The organism is Clostridium sp. Marseille-Q5894 (genome assembly GCF_946902305.1).
Classification (GTDB): Bacteria; Bacillota_I; Bacilli_A; order Erysipelotrichales; family Coprobacillaceae; genus Thomasclavelia.
This window is the reverse complement of record NZ_CAMPPT010000004.1, coordinates 149,381-169,020: the sequence shown is the minus strand read 5'-3', so window position 1 is coordinate 169,020 and position 19,640 is coordinate 149,381. Positions and strand designations below refer to the sequence as shown.

At 38.1% G+C, this 19,640-nt stretch carries 8 protein-coding genes and 3 rRNA genes; all 11 read left to right on the top strand.

The features are described from left to right. The first annotated feature begins 157 nt into the window (after window positions 1–157). The 11 genes from rpoB to rrf all read left to right on the top strand — a co-directional run bounded on the left by rpoB (window position 158) and on the right by rrf (window position 19,326). The gene (rpoB, locus tag OC535_RS07930; RefSeq protein WP_498823534.1) at window positions 158–3,835 is read left to right on the top strand and encodes a DNA-directed RNA polymerase subunit beta; all 3,678 of its coding nucleotides are present in this window, start codon (window positions 158–160) and stop codon (window positions 3,833–3,835) included. Between the two features lie 11 nt (window positions 3,836–3,846). After that, entirely contained in the window at window positions 3,847–7,527 is a 3,681-nt protein-coding gene (gene rpoC, locus OC535_RS07925; RefSeq protein ID WP_024722186.1) for a DNA-directed RNA polymerase subunit beta', read from the top strand. Window positions 7,528–7,725: 198 nt separating this feature from the next. Then, window positions 7,726–8,238 carry an IS200/IS605 family transposase gene (gene tnpA / locus OC535_RS07920; protein WP_024722880.1) on the top strand — a complete coding sequence of 171 codons (513 nt, stop codon included), beginning with the start codon at window positions 7,726–7,728 and terminating at the stop codon, window positions 8,236–8,238. Window positions 8,239–8,608: 370 nt separating this feature from the next. Then, window positions 8,609–9,022: a 30S ribosomal protein S12 gene (gene rpsL / locus OC535_RS07915; protein WP_024722187.1), complete on the top strand. Its 414-nt coding sequence runs from the start codon at window positions 8,609–8,611 to the stop codon at window positions 9,020–9,022. 24 nt (window positions 9,023–9,046) lie between these two features. Further along, on the top strand, window positions 9,047–9,517 hold the full coding sequence (rpsG, locus tag OC535_RS07910; protein WP_003539656.1) for a 30S ribosomal protein S7: 471 nt from the start codon (window positions 9,047–9,049) through the stop codon (window positions 9,515–9,517). A 33-nt stretch (window positions 9,518–9,550) separates the two neighbouring features. Continuing rightward, window positions 9,551–11,626: an elongation factor G gene (gene fusA / locus OC535_RS07905; RefSeq protein ID WP_024722188.1), complete on the top strand. Its 2,076-nt coding sequence runs from the start codon at window positions 9,551–9,553 to the stop codon at window positions 11,624–11,626. A gap of 83 nt (window positions 11,627–11,709) precedes the next feature. Further along, window positions 11,710–12,894, top strand: a complete 1,185-nt coding sequence (tuf, locus tag OC535_RS07900; protein WP_024722189.1) for an elongation factor Tu — start codon at window positions 11,710–11,712, stop codon at window positions 12,892–12,894. Window positions 12,895–13,310: 416 nt separating this feature from the next. Beyond that, the gene (locus OC535_RS07895) at window positions 13,311–13,619 is read left to right on the top strand and encodes a PTS lactose/cellobiose transporter subunit IIA (RefSeq protein WP_024722190.1); all 309 of its coding nucleotides are present in this window, start codon (window positions 13,311–13,313) and stop codon (window positions 13,617–13,619) included. Window positions 13,620–14,459: 840 nt separating this feature from the next. Beyond that, a 16S ribosomal RNA gene (locus OC535_RS07890) occupies window positions 14,460–15,984 on the top strand. A 235-nt stretch (window positions 15,985–16,219) separates the two neighbouring features. Next, window positions 16,220–19,132, top strand: a 23S ribosomal RNA gene (locus tag OC535_RS07885). Window positions 19,133–19,217: 85 nt separating this feature from the next. Next, window positions 19,218–19,326 (top strand): 5S ribosomal RNA (gene rrf, locus OC535_RS07880). Together the 16S, 23S and 5S rRNA genes form the textbook arrangement of a ribosomal RNA operon. The last annotated feature ends 314 nt before the right edge of the window (window positions 19,327–19,640 follow it).

Here is a 19,640-nt window from a genome sequence, read left to right as displayed (position 1 = left end):
ATTTGTCAATAGTTTTTTTTAAAAAAGACAAAAAAGTTATTGACTTTAAAATATCCTTGTGATAGAGTATTAAAATGCCTATTAATGTTTAAAATCAAGCGCTATTGCGCGCTCTAAAACATGATGATAGAGAAAAATAAAGGGGTGGAATTAATACGTGGAAAGTAAAATAACCAAAGCAAAGAGCAAAATTACTCGTCGGAATTATTCAAGAATTAGTGGATCTTTAGAACTTCCAAATTTAGTTGAGATTCAAACAAATTCATATAAATGGTTTAAAGAAGTTGGAATTAAGGAAGTTTTTGAAGATATCTACCCAATCACTAACTTTAATGAGACATTATCGTTAGAATTTGTAGATTGTACATTTGATGAAGCAAAATATTCAGTTGAAGAAAGTAAAGATCGTGATGCAAATTATGCAGCTCCAATTCGCGCATCTTTACGTTTAGTTAATTCAGCTACTGGTGAAATTAAGGAACAAGAAGTATTTATGGGTGATTTCCCATTAATGACAGATTCTGGAACCTTTATTATCAATGGGGCTGAACGTGTTATTGTATCACAATTAGTTCGTTCACCTGGTGCTTATTTTGCTGATGCATTAGATAAAAGTGGTAAAACTGTATTTAATGGTAGTATTATACCATCAAGAGGAACTTGGCTAGAATTTGAAAATGATGCTAAGGATGTTTTAAATGTGCGTATCGATCGTAACCGAAAGATGCCAGGAACAGTATTATTAAGAGCTTTAGGATTATCTAGTAATGATGAAATTATCGATGTTTTTGGTGAACATGAGTTTATTATGAATACTTTAGCTAAAGATAATACAACAAATATGGAAGAAGCTTTGATTGAGATTTATAATAAATTAAGACCTGGAGAACCTGCTACATTAGAAGGGGCTAATAACTTATTATTTGCGAAATTTTTTGATTGTAAACGTTATGATTTAGCTAAAGCGGGACGTTTTAAATTCAAGAAAAAATTAAGTCTTTTAGATCGTATTTCTGGACGTATTTTAGCTCAAGATTTAGTTGATATTAATGGTGATATAGTATATCCAGAAGGAACTTTGATTACTCAAGAAATTATAGATGTAATAAAACCAGTACTTGAAGCTGGTGCCCATACGCGTGAACTTAATACCAACCCTAGATTAGAATCAAATGGTGTTATTCAAGTGCTAGATGTGTATGTTGATGACACAAAGAGTAAAAAAATGAGAGTAATTGGGACGGATTTATCTTTAAATAGTAAATTTGTTACAATTTCTGATATGATTGCAGCATATTCATATATGTTCAACTTAGTTGATATATATAATTCTTTAGATTTAACTGCTGAAGATCGTGTTAATTTAATGGCACGAATCGGTTTATTAGATGATATCGATCATTTAGGTAATCGTCGTGTGCGTTCAGTAGGAGAATTGATTCAAAATCAATTTAGAATTGGTTTATCAAGAATGGAAAGAGTTGTTAAGGAAAGAATGTCTTTGTCTGAGGTTGATTCAATCACACCACAGTCATTGACTAATATTCGACCATTGACAGCGGCTATTAAAGAATTCTTCTCTTCTTCACAATTATCTCAATTCATGGACCAAATAAATCCACTTGCTGAATTGACAAATAAAAGACGTTTATCAGCATTAGGGCCAGGGGGATTAAGTCGTGATCGAGCTGGATATGAAGTTCGTGACGTTCATGCTTCTCACTATGGTAGAATTTGTCCAATTGAAACTCCTGAAGGTCCAAATATCGGGTTGATTTCAACTTTGGCATCATATGCTAAGATCAATCAATATGGTTTTATTGAAACACCATATCGAAAGGTTAATAATTGTGTTATTGACGAAGGCGATGTCCACTATTTAACAGCTGATGAAGAAAAAAATTATATTATTGCTCAAGCAAATGTAAAAACTGATAAAGACGGAACTATTTTAGATGACCAGGTTATTGCTCGTCATTTAGGTGAGAATATTATGGCTAAGCGTGAAGAAGTTGATTTTATTGATATTTCACCAAAACAAATCGTATCAGTTGCAACTTCATGTATCCCATTCCTTGAAAACGATGACGCGACTCGTGCTTTGATGGGAGCTAACATGCAGCGTCAAGCAGTACCTTTATTAAATCCCCATACACCATTTGTTGGGACAGGAATGGAATATCAGGCGGCTCGCGATTCAGGAGCTGCAGTAGTAGCCCGTGAAGATGGAATAGTTAAATATGTTGATGCTAAGAAGATCATCGTTGAAGATAATGAAGGAGTAGAGCATCGCTATCGTTTAGCGAAATTTAAAATTTCTAACAATGGAACATGCATTAATCATAAACCAATCGTGGATCTTGGAGAAAAAGTTTTAAAAGGACAAGTAATTGCAGATGGTCCAGCAATGGAACAAGGTGAATTAGCTTTAGGACAAAATGTATTAGTAGGTTTCATGGAATGGAACGGATATAATTATGAAGATGCGGTTATAATGTCAGAAAGATTGGTTAAAGAAGATGTTTATACTTCGATTCATATTGATGAATATGCAATCGAATGTCGTGATACCAAATTAGGACCTGAAGAAATCACTCGTGATATTCCTAATGTTGGTGATGAGGCTCGTAAAAATTTAAATAGCGACGGTATCATTATGATTGGGGCAGAAGTTAAAGAAGGAGATATTTTAGTTGGTAAAGTAACGCCTAAAGGACAAGCTGAACTTTCTGCTGAAGAAAAATTGTTGTTAGCTATTTTTGGAGAAAAATCTCGTGAAGTTAAAGATAATTCATTACGAGTACCACATGGTGGAGCTGGAATTGTTCATGATATTAAAGTATTTGAAAGAAAAAATGGCGATGAATTACAGCCAGGAGTAAATAAAGTAGTTAAAGTATATATTGTACAAAAAAGAAAAATTTCTGAAGGAGATAAAATGGCGGGACGTCATGGTAATAAAGGGGTCATCTCAAGAATATTACCAATTGAAGATATGCCGCATTTAGAAGATGGGACGCCTTTAGATATCATGTTAAATCCATTAGGGGTTCCTTCTCGTATGAATATCGGACAAGTGCTTGAGTTACATTTAGGATATGCCGCTCGGCAATTAGGTCTATATATTGCAACACCAGCTTTTGATGGTTTACATCCAAATGATCTTGAAGATATCATGGCTGAAGCAGGTATGTCTAAAGATGGTAAACAACCAGTAATTTCTGGACGTACAGGTGAATATTTTGATAATAATATTTCAGTTGGAATAATGTATATGATCAAATTAGCGCACATGGTCGATGATAAATTGCATGCACGTTCTGTTGGACCATATTCATTAGTAACACAGCAGCCATTAGGTGGTAAAGCTCAAAATGGTGGACAAAGATTTGGAGAAATGGAAGTTTGGGCTCTTGAGGCATATGGAGCAGCATATACATTGCGTGAGATTTTAACTGTTAAGTCTGATGATGTTGTTGGACGTGTTAAAACTTATGAAGCAATCGTTAAAGGACAGCCATTACCGGAACCAGGATTACCTGAATCTTTCCGAGTATTGAAAAAAGAATTACAAGCTTTAGCTTTAGATATTCGCTTATTAGATGAAAATGATAATGAAGTAGACATGCGTAATATTGAAGAAGAAGAGCATCGTTTCCCTCGCAGTATCGATAAAGATGAAGTGATTGAAACCCCAAATACTGAAGATGAAGTTGATGAAGAAATCATTGAAGATGATTTAGAAGTTGATGAAGATTGTGAAGTATGTGATGAAAATGACTTTGAAGCTGATGACTTCGAAGAAGATGATATTGAAGAAAGTGAATCATTATAGGAGGGATAGAGATGGCAAATACAAATAAATTCTCAGCAATTCAAATTGGTTTAGCTTCTCCTCAAAAGATTCGCGAATGGTCTTATGGTGAAGTAAAAAAGCCAGAAACAATTAACTATCGTTCTCAAAAACCAGAAAAGGACGGATTGTTTTGTGAAAGAATTTTCGGTCCTTCAAAGGATTGGGAATGTAGCTGTGGAAAATACAAAAAAGTACGTTATAAAGGTGTGGTTTGTGACCGCTGTGGTGTTGAAGTAACTAAATCAGCTGTTCGCCGTGAAAGAATGGGACATATTGAATTAGCGACACCTATTGCTCATATTTGGTACTTAAAAGGAATCCCTTCAAGAATGGGACTTATTCTTGATATGTCACCAAAACAGCTTGAAGAAATTATTTATTTTGTTTCTTATGTAGTTATTGATAAAGGAAGTACGCCTTTAGAATATAAGCAGGTATTATCTGAAAGAGACTATCGTAAATGTTTTGAACAGTTTGGTCATACTTTTGAGGCTAAGATTGGTGCTGAAGCAATCCAAACATTATTAAAACAAGTGGATCTTGATGCTGAATTTGAAAAAGTAAGCAAAGAATTAAAAGAGGCTCAAGGTCAAAAGAGAACAAAATTATTGAAACGATTAGAAGCGATAGAAGCTTTTAGATCTTCAGAAAATCAACCAGAATGGATGATCTTAGAAGCTTTACCTGTAATACCACCAGATTTACGGCCAATGTTACAATTGGATGGAGGGCGTTTCGCTACTTCTGATTTAAATGATTTATACCGTCGAGTTATTACTCGTAATAATCGTTTAAAGAAATTATTAGAATTAGGGACTCCATCTATCATTGTTCAAAATGAAAAGAGAATGTTACAGGAAGCAGTAGATGCATTAATTGATAACGGACGTCGTTCTAAACCAATTACTGGAGCTGGGGGACGTGCCTTAAAATCATTAAGCCATACTTTAAAAGGAAAACAAGGACGTTTCCGTCAAAACTTGCTTGGTAAACGTGTCGATTATTCAGGGCGTTCTGTAATTGCAGTCGGTCCAGATTTAAAAATGTATCAATGTGGTATTCCTCGTGAAATGGCACTAAATTTATTCAAACCGTTTGTAATCAACGGATTGGTAAGAGATCAATTGGCAACTAATATTAAAGCTGCTGAAAGATTGATTGAAAAAATGGATGATCGCATTTGGCCAATCGTAGAAGAGGTTATCAAGCAGCATCCAGTATTATTGAATCGTGCACCTACTCTTCACAGATTAGGAATCCAGGCTTTTGAGCCAAAGTTAGTTGAAGGACGAGCAATTCGTCTACACCCATTGGTTACCCCAGCATTTAACGCTGATTTTGATGGTGACCAAATGGCTGTCCATGTACCATTAGGTGAAGAGGCTATTCAAGAAGCACGTCAATTAATGTTAGGGTCAAATAATATTTTGGGACCTAAAGATGGTAAGCCGATCGTTACGCCTTCTCAGGATATGGTATTAGGTAATTATTATTTAACTTTAGAAGATGTAGATGGTATTGGTGAAGGTACTGTTTTTGCTGATCGTAATGAAGTCGATCATGCTTATTTTGCAAAAACAGTTGGATTGCATACGAGAGTGGCAATTAAAGCTTCTGCTTTGAATAATAGTACATTTACAGAAGCTCAAAATAAATGTTATTTAATTACGACTGTTGGTAAGATTCTATTTAATGATATCTTTGATGGACAATTCCCATTTATCAATGATCCAAGTAGTGAAAATTTAATTGCAACACCAGATAAGTATTTTGTACCAATGGGAACAAATATCAAAGAACATATCAAAAAGCAGCCAATTATTAAGCCTTTAAATAAGAAATCTTTAGGAAAAATAATTGATGAAGTATTTAAACATCAAGCGATGTCAGATACTAGTTTGATGCTTGATAAGTTAAAAGATCAAGGTTTCTATTATTCGACTATTGCGGGAACAACTGTATCTGTATACGATATTCAGGTTCCTCATGCAAAATATGAAATTTTTGAAAGAGCTGATGAAAAGCTTGAGCAAATCAAAAAGTTCTATAATAAGGGTAAATTAACAGAATCTGAAAGATATCAAAATGTTATTAAATTATGGACGGATGTCAAAGATGAGGTTCAAGAAGTAGTTCGTCAAGAATTCGAAGCTGATGATCGAAATCCAATCTTCATCATGTCAGATTCTGGAGCCCGTGGATCTTTATCAAACTTTACACAGTTAGTTGGTATGCGTGGATTGATGTCTAACCCAAAAGGAGAAACGATTGAGTTACCTATCAAATCTTCGTTTAGAGAAGGGTTAACAGCATCAGAATTCTTTATTTCTACCCATGGTGCTCGTAAAGGATCTACAGATACAGCGTTAAAGACTGCCGATTCAGGTTATTTAACAAGACGTTTAGTTGACGTTGCACAAGAAGTAATTATTTCTGAAGAAGATTGTGGAACGGATCGTGGCTTTATTGTTACAGAGTTATACAATAATGATGATAAATCAGTTATTGTACCATTGCGAGATCGTTTAGTAGGACGTTTTTCACAAAAAGATATTTTCCATCCAGAAACTCGTGAATTAATTGTCGCTGGAGGAGAGTTGATTACAGAAGCGATAGCTGATGATATTGTTAATGCTGATATTAAAGAGGTTGAAATTCGCTCAGTTCTTGGATGCAGCGCTAAAGGTGGTATTTGTCGAAAATGCTATGGTCGTAATTTAGCTACTGGAGATGTTGTTGAACTTGGTGAAGCAGTAGGAATTATGGCGGCTCAATCAATTGGAGAACCTGGTACCCAACTTACAATGCGTACTTTCCATGACGGTGGAGTAGCTGGTGGTGCTGATATTACACAAGGGTTACCACGTATTCAAGAATTATTTGAAGCTCGTAATCCAAAAGCAAAATCAATTATTAGTGAAATTGAAGGTGAGGTAACTAATTTAATTGATAATGCTGGAAGAATGGAAGTTGTGATTACTAATGATTTGGAAACACGCAGCTATTTAGCTCCTTATGGTGCTAAAATTAGAGTTGGAGTTGGAGATCATATCAATATTGGTGATAAGATTACAAAGGGGTCTATCGATCCAAAAGAGTTGTTATCAGTTGCTGATGTTGAGGCTGTTGAAAATTATATTATTAAAGAAGTTCAAAAGGTTTATCGTATTCAAGGGATTGAAATTTCTGATAAACACATCGAAATTATTGTTAAACAAATGTTAAGAAAGATGAAAGTGATAGAAGGTGGCGATACGGGATGTCTACCTGGTACTAATATTAATGTCAATGCATTTACAGAGTTAAACCGCGATGTTTTGAGATCTGGTAAACATCCTGCTGTTGCAAGACCAGTATTACTTGGAATCACAAAAGCTTCTCTTGAAACAGAATCTTTCTTATCTGCTGCATCATTCCAAGAAACTACAAAGATTTTAACCGATGCATCAATTAAAGGTAAAAAAGATTTATTAAAAGGATTGAAGGAAAATGTTTTAATTGGAAAATTATTACCGGCTGGAACAGGACTTCGTGGACCTTTGAAATCTCCTGAAACTTTAAAACGTGAAGCCGAAGAAGCTTTCGCTGCAAGTCAGGAAGTAGTTGATGAATCTATTGATGAATCAGAAATTGTATCTGAGGATAATGAAGTGATAGAACAAGCAGGATAATCCTGCTTGTTTTTAATTTTTAATATTCATACTTGTATGAATATATAGACTTAAGTCAGTTGAGCATACGAAGTATGCGAAATAAAAAACCACCTGCTATGCGGGTGGAGCGATAAAAAAGTTATACAAATATTCACCTTTCCGATATATATTAAAGTTGTTCAAGCTATCATATATGAAAGGAAAGGTGATAGAAGTATGGCTCAAAAAGCAAATTCATTGGCACATACAAAGTGGATGTGTAAATATCACATCGTCTTCACACCCAAGTATAGACGAAAAGTGATTTATAATCAACTAAGAAAAGATATAGGTGAAATTTTAAGGACGCTATGCAGATATAAAGGAGTGGAAATAATCGAAGGGCACTTAATGTCTGATCATGTACATATGTTAGTAATGATTCCACCAAAGGAAAGTGTATCAAAGTTCATGGGATATTTGAAAGGAAAATCAGCATTAATGATTTTCGATAGACATGCGAATTTAAAATATAAATATGGGAATAGACATTTCTGGGCAGAAGGATATTATGTGAGTACAGTAGGATTGAATGATGCAACAGTCGCAAAGTATATAAGGGAACAGGAACGACATGATATTGCGATGGACAAATTGAGTGTGAAGGAATACCAAAATCCATTCGAGGATAAGGAAATAGAGGAAGAAAAGAAAAAACAAGAAGTTAAGAAGAAAAAAGTAAAAAAATGAAAATAATCCCTTTGAGGGATAGCGAGAGTCAAAAGCAATAGCTTGAGCGAAGTGAAAGCAGCGCCTTGAGACGCGAGCAAGTAACAAAGGCTTATAGCCTCAGAGAAAACCACGTCTTTTAGGCGTGGTTTTTATTGTGAAACAAAATATCACGTGCTATGCACATGATAACAATAATATTAAAGTATGAGAAATAAGATTGGATGTATAAACTTGTATAAGAAAAAATAAAAAAAGTAAAAAATATGTTGACATAAACAAGTAAATAGATTATTATGATTTACGGTGCTCGTTATGGAGCGCGTTGTTTATTACGAAATATGAAACACCCGGTATTGTGTGTTTGAATATGGAAGAAAGGAGAAAAGTAATGCCTACTATTAATCAATTAGTAAGACAAGGTCGTACCGACAAAACTACAAAATCAAAATCACCAGCGTTAAACAGAGGTTTTAACTCATTGGCTAAAAAACCAACAATAACTAATTCACCTCAAAAACGTGGTGTTTGTACTCGTGTTGCTACCATGACACCTAAGAAACCTAACTCAGCTTTACGTAAATATGCCCGTGTTAGATTATCAAATGGTATGGAAGTAACTGCATATATTCCAGGAATTGGACATAACTTACAAGAACATAGTGTTGTTTTAATTCGTGGTGGTCGTGTTAAGGATTTACCAGGGGTTCGTTATCACATTGTACGTGGTACTATGGACTGTGCTGGAGTTAACAATCGTAAACAAGGCCGTTCAAGATATGGTGCTAAAAAACCAAAAGCTTAAAATCAAGTATAGGAGGAAAATTAAATGGCAAGAAAAGGTCAAGTTGCTAAAAGAGACGTTCTACCTGATCCAGTGTACAATTCTAAAACTGTATCTAAATTAATCAACAACATTATGCTTGATGGTAAAAAAGGTGTAGCGCAAAACATCTTATATGATGCATTTAAAAAAGTTGAAGAAAAAACTGGAAATCCAGCAATGGAAGTTTTTGATCAAGCAATTAACAATATTATGCCAGTTCTTGAACTTAAAGTTAGACGTATTGGTGGGGCAAACTACCAAGTACCAGTAGAAGTTTCTGGGGAAAGAAGAATGACTTTAGGATTAAGATGGTTAGTTAATTATTCTCGTTTGAGAAATGAAAATACAATGGTTGATCGTTTAGCTAACGAAATCATTGACGCTTCTAATGGAGCTGGGGCTTCTGTTAAGAAGAAAGAAGATACACATAAAATGGCAGAAGCTAATAAAGCATTTGCTCATTTCCGTTGGTAATATCCAACCAAAAATTAAGAAAGGAGAAAAATTATGTCTCGTGAATTCTCGTTAGAAAAAACTCGTAATATAGGAATCATGGCTCATATTGATGCTGGTAAAACAACAACAACTGAACGTGTTCTTTATTACACAGGGAAAATCCACAAAATTGGAGAAACTCATGAAGGGGCTTCTCAAATGGACTGGATGGAACAAGAACAAGAACGTGGTATCACAATTACATCTGCAGCAACTACTGCTCAATGGAATGGATATCGTGTTAATATTATCGATACACCGGGCCATGTTGACTTCACTGTAGAAGTTGAACGTTCTTTACGTGTATTAGATGGTGCCGTGACTGTATTAGACTCTAAAGCTGGTGTTGAACCTCAAACTGAAACAGTTTGGCGTCAAGCTACAACTTATGGAGTACCTCGTATTGTATTCTGTAATAAAATGGATGCTACTGGAGCTGACTTTATTATGTCTTTAGAATCTTTAGATAAGAGACTAGGAGTGCATGGTGTAGCTATTCAATTACCAATTGGTGCTGAAGATACATTTGAAGGTGTTATCGATTTAATTAAAATGAAAGCAGTATATTTTGAAGGGGATAAAGGTGAAAACGTTGTTTATAAAGATATTCCTGAAGAATATATGGCTCAAGCAGAAGAATATCGTGCTAAAATGTTAGACTCTGCTGCTACTTATGATGATGATTTATTAATGAAAGTCTTAGAAGGTGAAGAACCAACAGAAGATGAAATCAAAGCAGCTATCCGTAAAGGGGTTTTAGCAGTTGAATTATTCCCAGTATTATGTGGATCTGCTTATAAAGATAAAGGTGTTCAACCAATGTTGGATGCAGTTATCGATTTCTTACCTGCACCTACTGATATTCCATCAATTAAAGGTGTTGATGAAAATGAAAATGAAATTGAAAGACATGCTTCTGATGAAGAACCATTTGCAGCATTAGCTTTCAAAATCATGGCTGATCCTTTCGTAGGTAAATTAACATTCTTCCGTGTATATTCAGGAACTGCTGAAGCTGGAAGTTATGTATTAAATTCAACAAAAGACAAAAAAGAACGTTTAGGACGTATTCTTCAAATGCATGCTAATAAACGTAATGAAATTAGTACAGTATATGCAGGAGATATTGCTGCTGCAGTAGGTTTTAAAAATACTACAACTGGTGATACTATTTGTGACGAAAAGAATTTCGTTATTCTTGAAAAAATGGAATTCCCAGAACCAGTTATTGAACTTGCTATTGAACCAAAAACAAAACAAGATCAAGATAAACTTGGTACAGGATTAGCAAAATTAGCTGAAGAAGATCCAACATTTAAAACTTATACAAATCCTGAAACAGGTGATACTGTAATTGCTGGTATGGGTGAATTACACTTAGATGTAATTGTTGATCGTTTAAGAAGAGAATTTAAAGTAGAAGCTAATGTAGGAGCTCCACAAGTTGCTTATCGTGAAACAATTACTCAAGCAGCTGATTGTGAAGGTAAATATGTTAAACAATCAGGTGGTCGTGGACAATATGGTCACGTATGGATTAAATTTGAACCTAATGAAGGTAAAGGATTTGAATTCGTTGATGCAGTTGTTGGTGGTGCTGTACCTAGAGAATATATCAACTCAGTTAAAGTGGGTCTAGAAGATGCACTAGAAACAGGTATGATTGCTGGATATCCAGTTTTAGATGTTAAAGCTACATTATTTGATGGATCATACCATGATGTCGATTCATCAGAAATGGCTTATAAAGTAGCTGCCAGCTTAGCACTTAAAGCTGCAGGTAAAAAATGTGCTCCAGTTATTTTGGAACCAATTATGGCTGTGGAAGTTGTTGCCCCAGCTGAATATTTAGGTAGTGTTATGGGTGACGTATCTTCACGTCGTGGTATGATCGAAGGACAAGAAGAAAGAGGAAATGCTATTTCTGTTCAAGCATCTGTACCTTTATCAGAAATGTTTGGTTATGCAACAGATTTACGTTCATTTACTCAAGGTCGTGGTAACTATACTATGAGATTTGATAGATATGAACCTGTACCAAAATCTATTAGAGAAGAAATTATTAAGAAAAACGGTGGAAACGATTAGCACCAATTAAAATCTTATTGATTTTTTCAAATAAATAAATTAGAATGTATATGTACAAAAATATAAATTAGGAGGAACCTTAAATGGCTAAGGAAAAATTTGACCGCTCTAAAGCGCATGTAAATATCGGAACTATTGGTCACGTTGACCATGGTAAAACAACTTTAACTGCTGCTATTACAACAGTTTTATCAAAAGAAGGGCAAGCACAAGCTATGGACTATGCTTCAATCGATGCTGCTCCAGAAGAAAAAGAACGTGGTATCACAATCAACACTGCACACGTTGAGTATCAAACAGCTACTCGTCACTATGCACACGTTGACTGTCCAGGTCATGCTGACTATATCAAAAACATGATCACTGGTGCTGCACAAATGGATGGAGCTATCTTAGTAGTTGCTGCAACAGATGGTCCTATGCCTCAGACTAGAGAACATATCTTATTATCTCGTCAAGTAGGTGTACCTTATATTATCGTATTCTTAAATAAATGCGATATGGTAGATGACGAAGAATTATTAGATTTAGTAGAAATGGAAGTTCGTGAATTATTAAGCGAATATGATTTCCCAGGTGATGACACTCCAGTTATCCGTGGTTCTGCATTAAAAGCTTTAGAAGGAGATCCAAAATGGGTTCCAGCTATTCATGAATTAATGGAAGCTGTAGATACTTATATTCCAACTCCAACTAGAGATACAGATAAACCATTCTTAATGCCTGTAGAAGACGTATTCACTATCACAGGACGTGGTACTGTTGCTACTGGACGTGTTGAACGTGGACAATTAAAATTAAACGATCCTCTTGAAATCGTTGGTATCCATGAAACTCAAAATACAGTAGCTACTGGTATTGAAATGTTCCGTAAATTATTAGATTATGCTGAATCAGGAGATAACGTAGGGGTTTTATTAAGAGGTATCAACCGTGATCAAATCCAACGTGGACAAGTTTTAGCTAAACCTGGATCAGTTAATCCACACAAAAAATTTAAATCTCAAGTATATATCTTAAGTAAAGATGAAGGTGGACGTCATACTCCTTTCTTCGCTAACTATAGACCTCAATTCTACTTCAGAACTACTGATGTAACTGGTGTAATCCAATTACCAGATGGTGTAGAAATGGTTATGCCTGGGGATAATGTTGAATTAACTGTAGAATTAATTGCACCAATCGCAATTGAAAAAGGAACTAAATTCTCAATCCGTGAAGGTGGTAGAACTGTAGGTTCTGGAAATATTTCTGATATTATTGAATAATATATCAAATAAAAAGGGAGTCATTATGGCAATGTCATTATGAACTCCTTTTTGTTTTTTATATTTGTATATAGATTATGTATATTATGTTAGTTATATTTAGCAAAAAATAATCGAAGAGAAAGGTCCTATCTGATAATTATAGGTGTAAAAATAATTGGTATTAAGTCAATAAAGATGTAAATACCTATGAATATTTTAAAGTAAAAAGAGTTAATAAAAATAAGGCGATTTGTATTGAAAATATGTGTCTAGAAGTTATCGTAAGAAGTTGTATTTAATTGAAAATAACAGTATAATCGGTATTTCTTTTACATTTTGAAAATCATTGAAACCGCTTGAAAATGATATGTCAGTTGGGTATAATATAAGGGCAGATGTATTTCTGAAAATTTGTGTTATAAGGAGAAATCAAAATGGATGAACAAGAACAAATAGTAATTAATCTAATTGTAAACAGCGGTAGTGCTCGTAGTTCTGCAATTGAAGCTATTCAGTACGCTAAAGCTGGTGATTTAGAAAAGGCAGATGAATCTTTACAAGCTGCTAAAGAAACAGTAAATGAAGCTCATCATTCACAAACAGAATTAATTCAAGCTGAAATTCGTGGTGAAAAATCACCATTAAATTTACTAATGGTACATGCTCAAGATCATTTGATGACTGCATTAGTTGTTATTGATTTAGCACAAGAATTTATTGATGTTTATAAAAAAATTGGTTAATAAGGATTTAGTAATTCCATCTCTTGTTTAAGGGGTGGTTTTTTATTGAAAAAACAGTTTTAATTTAAAAGTAGATAAAGAGTGCAAAAAGTAAAGAAAAAACTGTAGTGAAAAGTTAAATTCTATTTATCATAACATATATAACTTATATTTTTTGAGAAAATAAGATTTTAGGTGAATTTGTCTTTTTATTTTAAAAATATCTTATTTGATGAATCCTTCATATATCACATTATTTAGAAATTTTATCATTGCATTTAGTCTTTGAGATTTTATTAATTCAGTAAGTCTTAAAGTTCTAAATCAGTATATTAGGAAATACATATTTGAATTCCTTGTAGTTGTTTTCAAAACCTTAGCGTGCTTATAAAAGTATCATGAGTAAGAGCATCATATGACTGGGTTAAAGCATTAGACATATTTCTTTTTGTTTTATTTTCGTAAGATAGAACAATGATAAAAATTCAAACGTACAAATAAAAAATGCACAATGCATCAGTTAAAACAAGCGTAAGAATTATTTTGTTGAGAACTATTTAAGTTATGAGTTATTATTTTGCTTAAAAAAATAAAAATAATACTTTACAAAGAGGGAGAGATATGGTAAATTAAGGAGGCACTCAAGAGAAGGGATAAAGTAACCCGAAGAAAAAGAAAAAAAAGTAAAAAAAAGATTGACTAAAAAGAGAAAAGAGTGTAAGATAATCGAGTCGGCGAAAGAAGCCGGAGAGATCATTGAAAACTAAACAGAATTAAGAAACACACGTCAAAGAAGGATCCGGAAACGGATAGAAGAGAAAAAGAAGAGCTAAACAAACGAAAGATTGTAAAGATAAAGAGACAATGGAGAGTTTGATCCTGGCTCAGGATGAACGCTGGCGGCGTGCCTAATACATGCAAGTCGAACGCGGGCAGCAATGCCCGAGTGGCGAACGGGTGAGTAATACATAAGTAACCTGCCCTTTACAGGGGGATAACTATTGGAAACGATAGCTAAGACCGCATAGGTAAAGATACCGCATGGTAAGTTTATTAAAAGTGCCAAGGCACTGGTAGAGGATGGACTTATGGCGCATTAGCTAGTTGGTGAGGTAACGGCTCACCAAGGCGACGATGCGTAGCCGACCTGAGAGGGTGACCGGCCACACTGGGACTGAGACACGGCCCAGACTCCTACGGGAGGCAGCAGTAGGGAATTTTCGGCAATGGGGGGAACCCTGACCGAGCAACGCCGCGTGAAGGAGGAAGGTCTTCGGACTGTAAACTTCTGTTATAAAGGAAGAAAGGCGGATACAGGGAATGGTATCCGAGTGACGGTACTTTATGAGGAAGCCACGGCTAACTACGTGCCAGCAGCCGCGGTAATACGTAGGTGGCAAGCGTTATCCGGAATTATTGGGCGTAAAGAGGGAGCAGGCGGCAGCAAGGGTCTGTGGTGAAAGACTGAAGCTTAACTTCAGTAAGCCATAGAAACCGGGCAGCTAGAGTGCAGGAGAGGATCGTGGAATTCCATGTGTAGCGGTGAAATGCGTAGATATATGGAGGAACACCAGTGGCGAAGGCGACGATCTGGCCTGCAACTGACGCTCAGTCCCGAAAGCGTGGGGAGCAAATAGGATTAGATACCCTAGTAGTCCACGCCGTAAACGATGAGTACTAAGTGTTGGGAGTCAAATCTCAGTGCTGCAGTTAACGCAGTAAGTACTCCGCCTGAGTAGTACGTTCGCAAGAATGAAACTCAAAGGAATTGACGGGGGCCCGCACAAGCGGTGGAGCATGTGGTTTAATTCGAAGCAACGCGAAGAACCTTACCAGGTCTTGACATACTCATAAAGGCTCCAGAGATGGAGAGATAGATATATGGGATACAGGTGGTGCATGGTTGTCGTCAGCTCGTGTCGTGAGATGTTGGGTTAAGTCCCGCAACGAGCGCAACCCTTATCGTTAGTTACCATCATTAAGTTGGGGACTCTAGCGAGACTGCCAGTGACAAGCTGGAGGAAGGCGGGGATGACGTCAAATCATCATGCCCCTTATGACCTGGGCTACACACGTGCTACAATGGATGGAGCAGAGGGAAGCGAAGCCGCGAGGTGGAGCGAAACCCAGAAAACCATTCTCAGTTCGGATTGTAGTCTGCAACTCGACTACATGAAGTTGGAATCGCTAGTAATCGCGAATCAGCATGTCGCGGTGAATACGTTCTCGGGCCTTGTACACACCGCCCGTCACACCATGAGAGTTGATAACACCCGAAGCCGGTGGCCTAACCGCAAGGAGGGAGCTGTCTAAGGTGGGATTGATGATTGGGGTGAAGTCGTAACAAGGTATCCCTACGGGAACGTGGGGATGGATCACCTCCTTTCTAAGGAGAAAGAAGAGAAGTGAAGTTTCATTAATACTGTTTAGTTTTGAGTGATGCTCAGGAGGAGTATTGCTTAAAAGAGATCATTGAAAACTGGATAATAGAAGAAATTTGCGATAGAAAAGAAGAGATCGAGATAAGAAGATTATTGAGGTCTTTCTAGAGAAGTCGAAAACTAAGAAAAGAATCACTGAAGAGACGAAAGTAAATAGTAAAGTGATCAAGAACACCAATAGGTAAAGTAAGAAAGAGCGTATGGCGGATGCCTAGGCACAGAGAGGCGAAGAAGGACGCAGCAAACAGCGAAATGCGACGGTAAGCAGTAAGCATGCGAAGAGCCGTCGATATCCGAATGGGGGAACCCACCCGGAGTAGAGACCGGGTATCCTGAAGTGAAAAAATAGCTTCAGAGAGGCGAGACTCAGGGAACTGAAACATCTAAGTACCTGAAGGAAGAGAAAATAAAGAAATGATTCCCTAAGTAGTGGCGAGCGAAAGGGGAGGAGCCCAAACCGATCCAAGGATCGGGGTTGAAGGACTGTCGAGAAAGAGCAAGAAGACATTATAGACGAACGGAATGGGAAGTCCGGCGAAACAGGGTGAGAGCCCCGTAGTCGAAATAGTGAGGAAGCTTGAGACAGCACCTGAGTACGGCGGGACACGAGGAATCCTGTCGGAATCAGCCAGGACCATCTGGCAAGGCTAAATACTACTCTGTGACCGATAGTGAACCAGTACCGTGAGGGAAAGGTGAAAAGAACCCCGGGAGGGGAGTGAAAGAGAACCTGAAACCATATGCTTACAAGAAGTTAGAGCCCGTTAAAGGGTGATAGCGTGCCTTTTGTAGAATGAACCGGCGAGTTACGATATGGAGCGAGGTTAAGCAGGATATGCGGAGCCGAAGCGAAAGCGAGTCTTAAGAGGGCGAAAGTTGCATGTCGTAGACCCGAAACCGAGTGATCTAGCCATGACCAGGTTGAAGTTGGGGTAGAACCCGATGGAGGACCGAACCGACCCCCGTTGAAACGTTGGCGGATGAGTTGTGGCTAGGGGTGAAATTCCAATCGAACTCGGAGATAGCTGGTTCTCCCCGAAATAGCTTTAGGGCTAGCGTCGAGAGAGAGGTCAAGTGAAGGTAGAGCACTGAATATGTGATGGCCCCATCCCGGGGTACTGAATATAATCAAACTCCGAATGTCACAGAGACAGGCTCGGCAGTCAGACAGCGGGTGATAAGGTCCACTGTCAAAAGGGAAACAGCCCAGACCATCAGCTAAGGTCCCAAAATATATACTAAGTGGAAAAGGATGTGGAGATGTCCAGACAACTAGGAGGTTGGCTCAGAAGCAGCCATCCTTTAAAGAGTGCGTAACAGCTCACTAGTCGAATGACTCTGCGCCGATAATTTACCGGGGCTAAGTATATTACCGAAGCTATGGATTTACAGAGATGTAAGTGGTAGGGGAGCGTTCTATAGGCGGAGAAGCTGTACCGGAAGGAGCAGTGGAGCGTATAGAAGAGAGAATGCCGGTGTGAGTAGCGGAACGCGGGTGAGAATCCCGCGCACCGAAAACCCAAGGTTTCCAGAGGAAGGTTCGTCCGCTCTGGGTAAGTCGGGACCTAAGGCGAGGCCGAGAGGCGTAGTCGATGGACAACAGGTAGAGATTCCTGTACTTACGGTATGAATGAAGGAGTGACGGAGCAGGCTAGCGCATCCTGGAGCTGGAAAAGCAGGTGCAAGCGAGGTAGCTGACAGCCAGGCAAATCCGGTTGTCGAAAGGCGAAGGCGTGAAGCGGATGGAAAGCTAAGGCGAGTACAGAAGAGCGTGAAGCAAGCTTCCAAGAAAAGCTTCTAGTGCTAATCATACAGTAACCCGTACCGAAAATGGACACACATGGGTGAGGAGAGAATCCTAAGGTGAGCGAGAGAACTATAGCTAAGGAACTCTGCAAAATGACTCCGTAACTTAGGGAGAAGGAGTGCTCATAGAGATATGAGCCGCAGTGAAACGGCCCAAGCGACTGTTTACCAAAAACACAGCTCTATGCTAAGTCGAAAGACGACGTATATGGGGTGACGCCTGCCCGGTGCTGGAAGGTTAAGAGGATGTGTCAGCGCAAGCGAAGCACTGAATTGAAGCCCCAGTAAACGGCGGCCGTAACTATAACGGTCCTAAGGTAGCGAAATTCCTTGTCAGGTAAGTTCTGACCCGCACGAAAGGCGTAACGATTTGGGCGCTGTCTCAGCTGTAGACTCGGTGAAGTCTTAGTACCTGTGAAGATGCAGGTTACCCGCGACTAGACGGAAAGACCCCATGGAGCTTTACTGCAGCTTGATATTGGACTTTGATGCAGGATGTACAGGATAGGTAGGAGACGAAGAGACATGCACGCCAGTGTGTGAGGAGTCGCTGTTGGGATACTACTCTTCGTGTATTGGAGTTCTAACCGGATGCCATAAACTGGTGACGGGACAGTGTCAGGTGGGCAGTTTGACTGGGGCGGTCGCCTCCCAAAGAGTAACGGAGGCGCCCAAAGATACCCTCAGCTTGGATGGAAATCAAGCGCAGAGTGCAAAGGCAAAAGGGTGTTTGACTGCGAGACCAACAAGTCGAGCAGGGACGAAAGTCGGGCTTAGTGATCCGGCGGTGCTGAATGGAAAGGCCGTCGCTCAACGGATAAAAGCTACCCTGGGGATAACAGGCTGATCTCCCCCAAGAGTTCACATCGACGGGGAGGTTTGGCACCTCGATGTCGGCTCATCGCATCCTGGAGCTGAAGTCGGTTCCAAGGGTTGGGCTGTTCGCCCATTAAAGCGGTACGCGAGCTGGGTTCAGAACGTCGTGAGACAGTTCGGTCCCTATCTGTCGTGGGCGTAGGAAGTTTGAGAAGATCTGTCCTCAGTACGAGAGGACCGGGATGGACATATCAATGGTGCACCAGTTGTCACGCCAGTGGCACAGCTGGGTAGCTAAATATGGAAGGGATAAACGCTGAAGGCATCTAAGTGTGAAACCCACTTCAAGATGAGACTTCCCAAAACGCAAGTGAGTAAGACCCCTTAAAGACGATAAGGTAGATAGGTCAGGAGTGTAAGCATGGCGACATGTTAAGCGGACTGATACTAATAGGTCGAGGACTTAACCTAAAGAGAAGGTTGGAGACGAGCAAATGGAAGGAACTATTATCCGGTTTTGAGTGATTCTCGAAAGGAATTGCTTAAAGAGAAGAGATCTGGTAGCGATAGCATGATGGACACACCTGTACCCATACCGAACACAGAAGTTAAGCATCATAACGGCGAAGATAGTACTGCGGTGCGAAAATAGCAAGCTGCCGGTTCTTTTTTTATTTTGGATACCTCGGGTATCCTTTTTTTGTATTAGGCAAAAAATCAAGGAAAAAAGTAAAAAAATAAAAATAATACTTTACAAAGAGGGAGAGATATGGTAAATTAAGGAGGCACTCAAGAGAAGGGATAAAGTAACCCGAAGAAAAAGAAAAAAAAGTAAAAAAAAGATTGACTAAAAAGAGAAAAGAGTGTAAGATAATCGAGTCGGCGAAAGAAGCCGGAGAGATCATTGAAAACTAAACAGAATTAAGAAACACACGTCAAAGAAGGATCCGGAAACGGATAGAAGAGAAAAAGAAGAGCT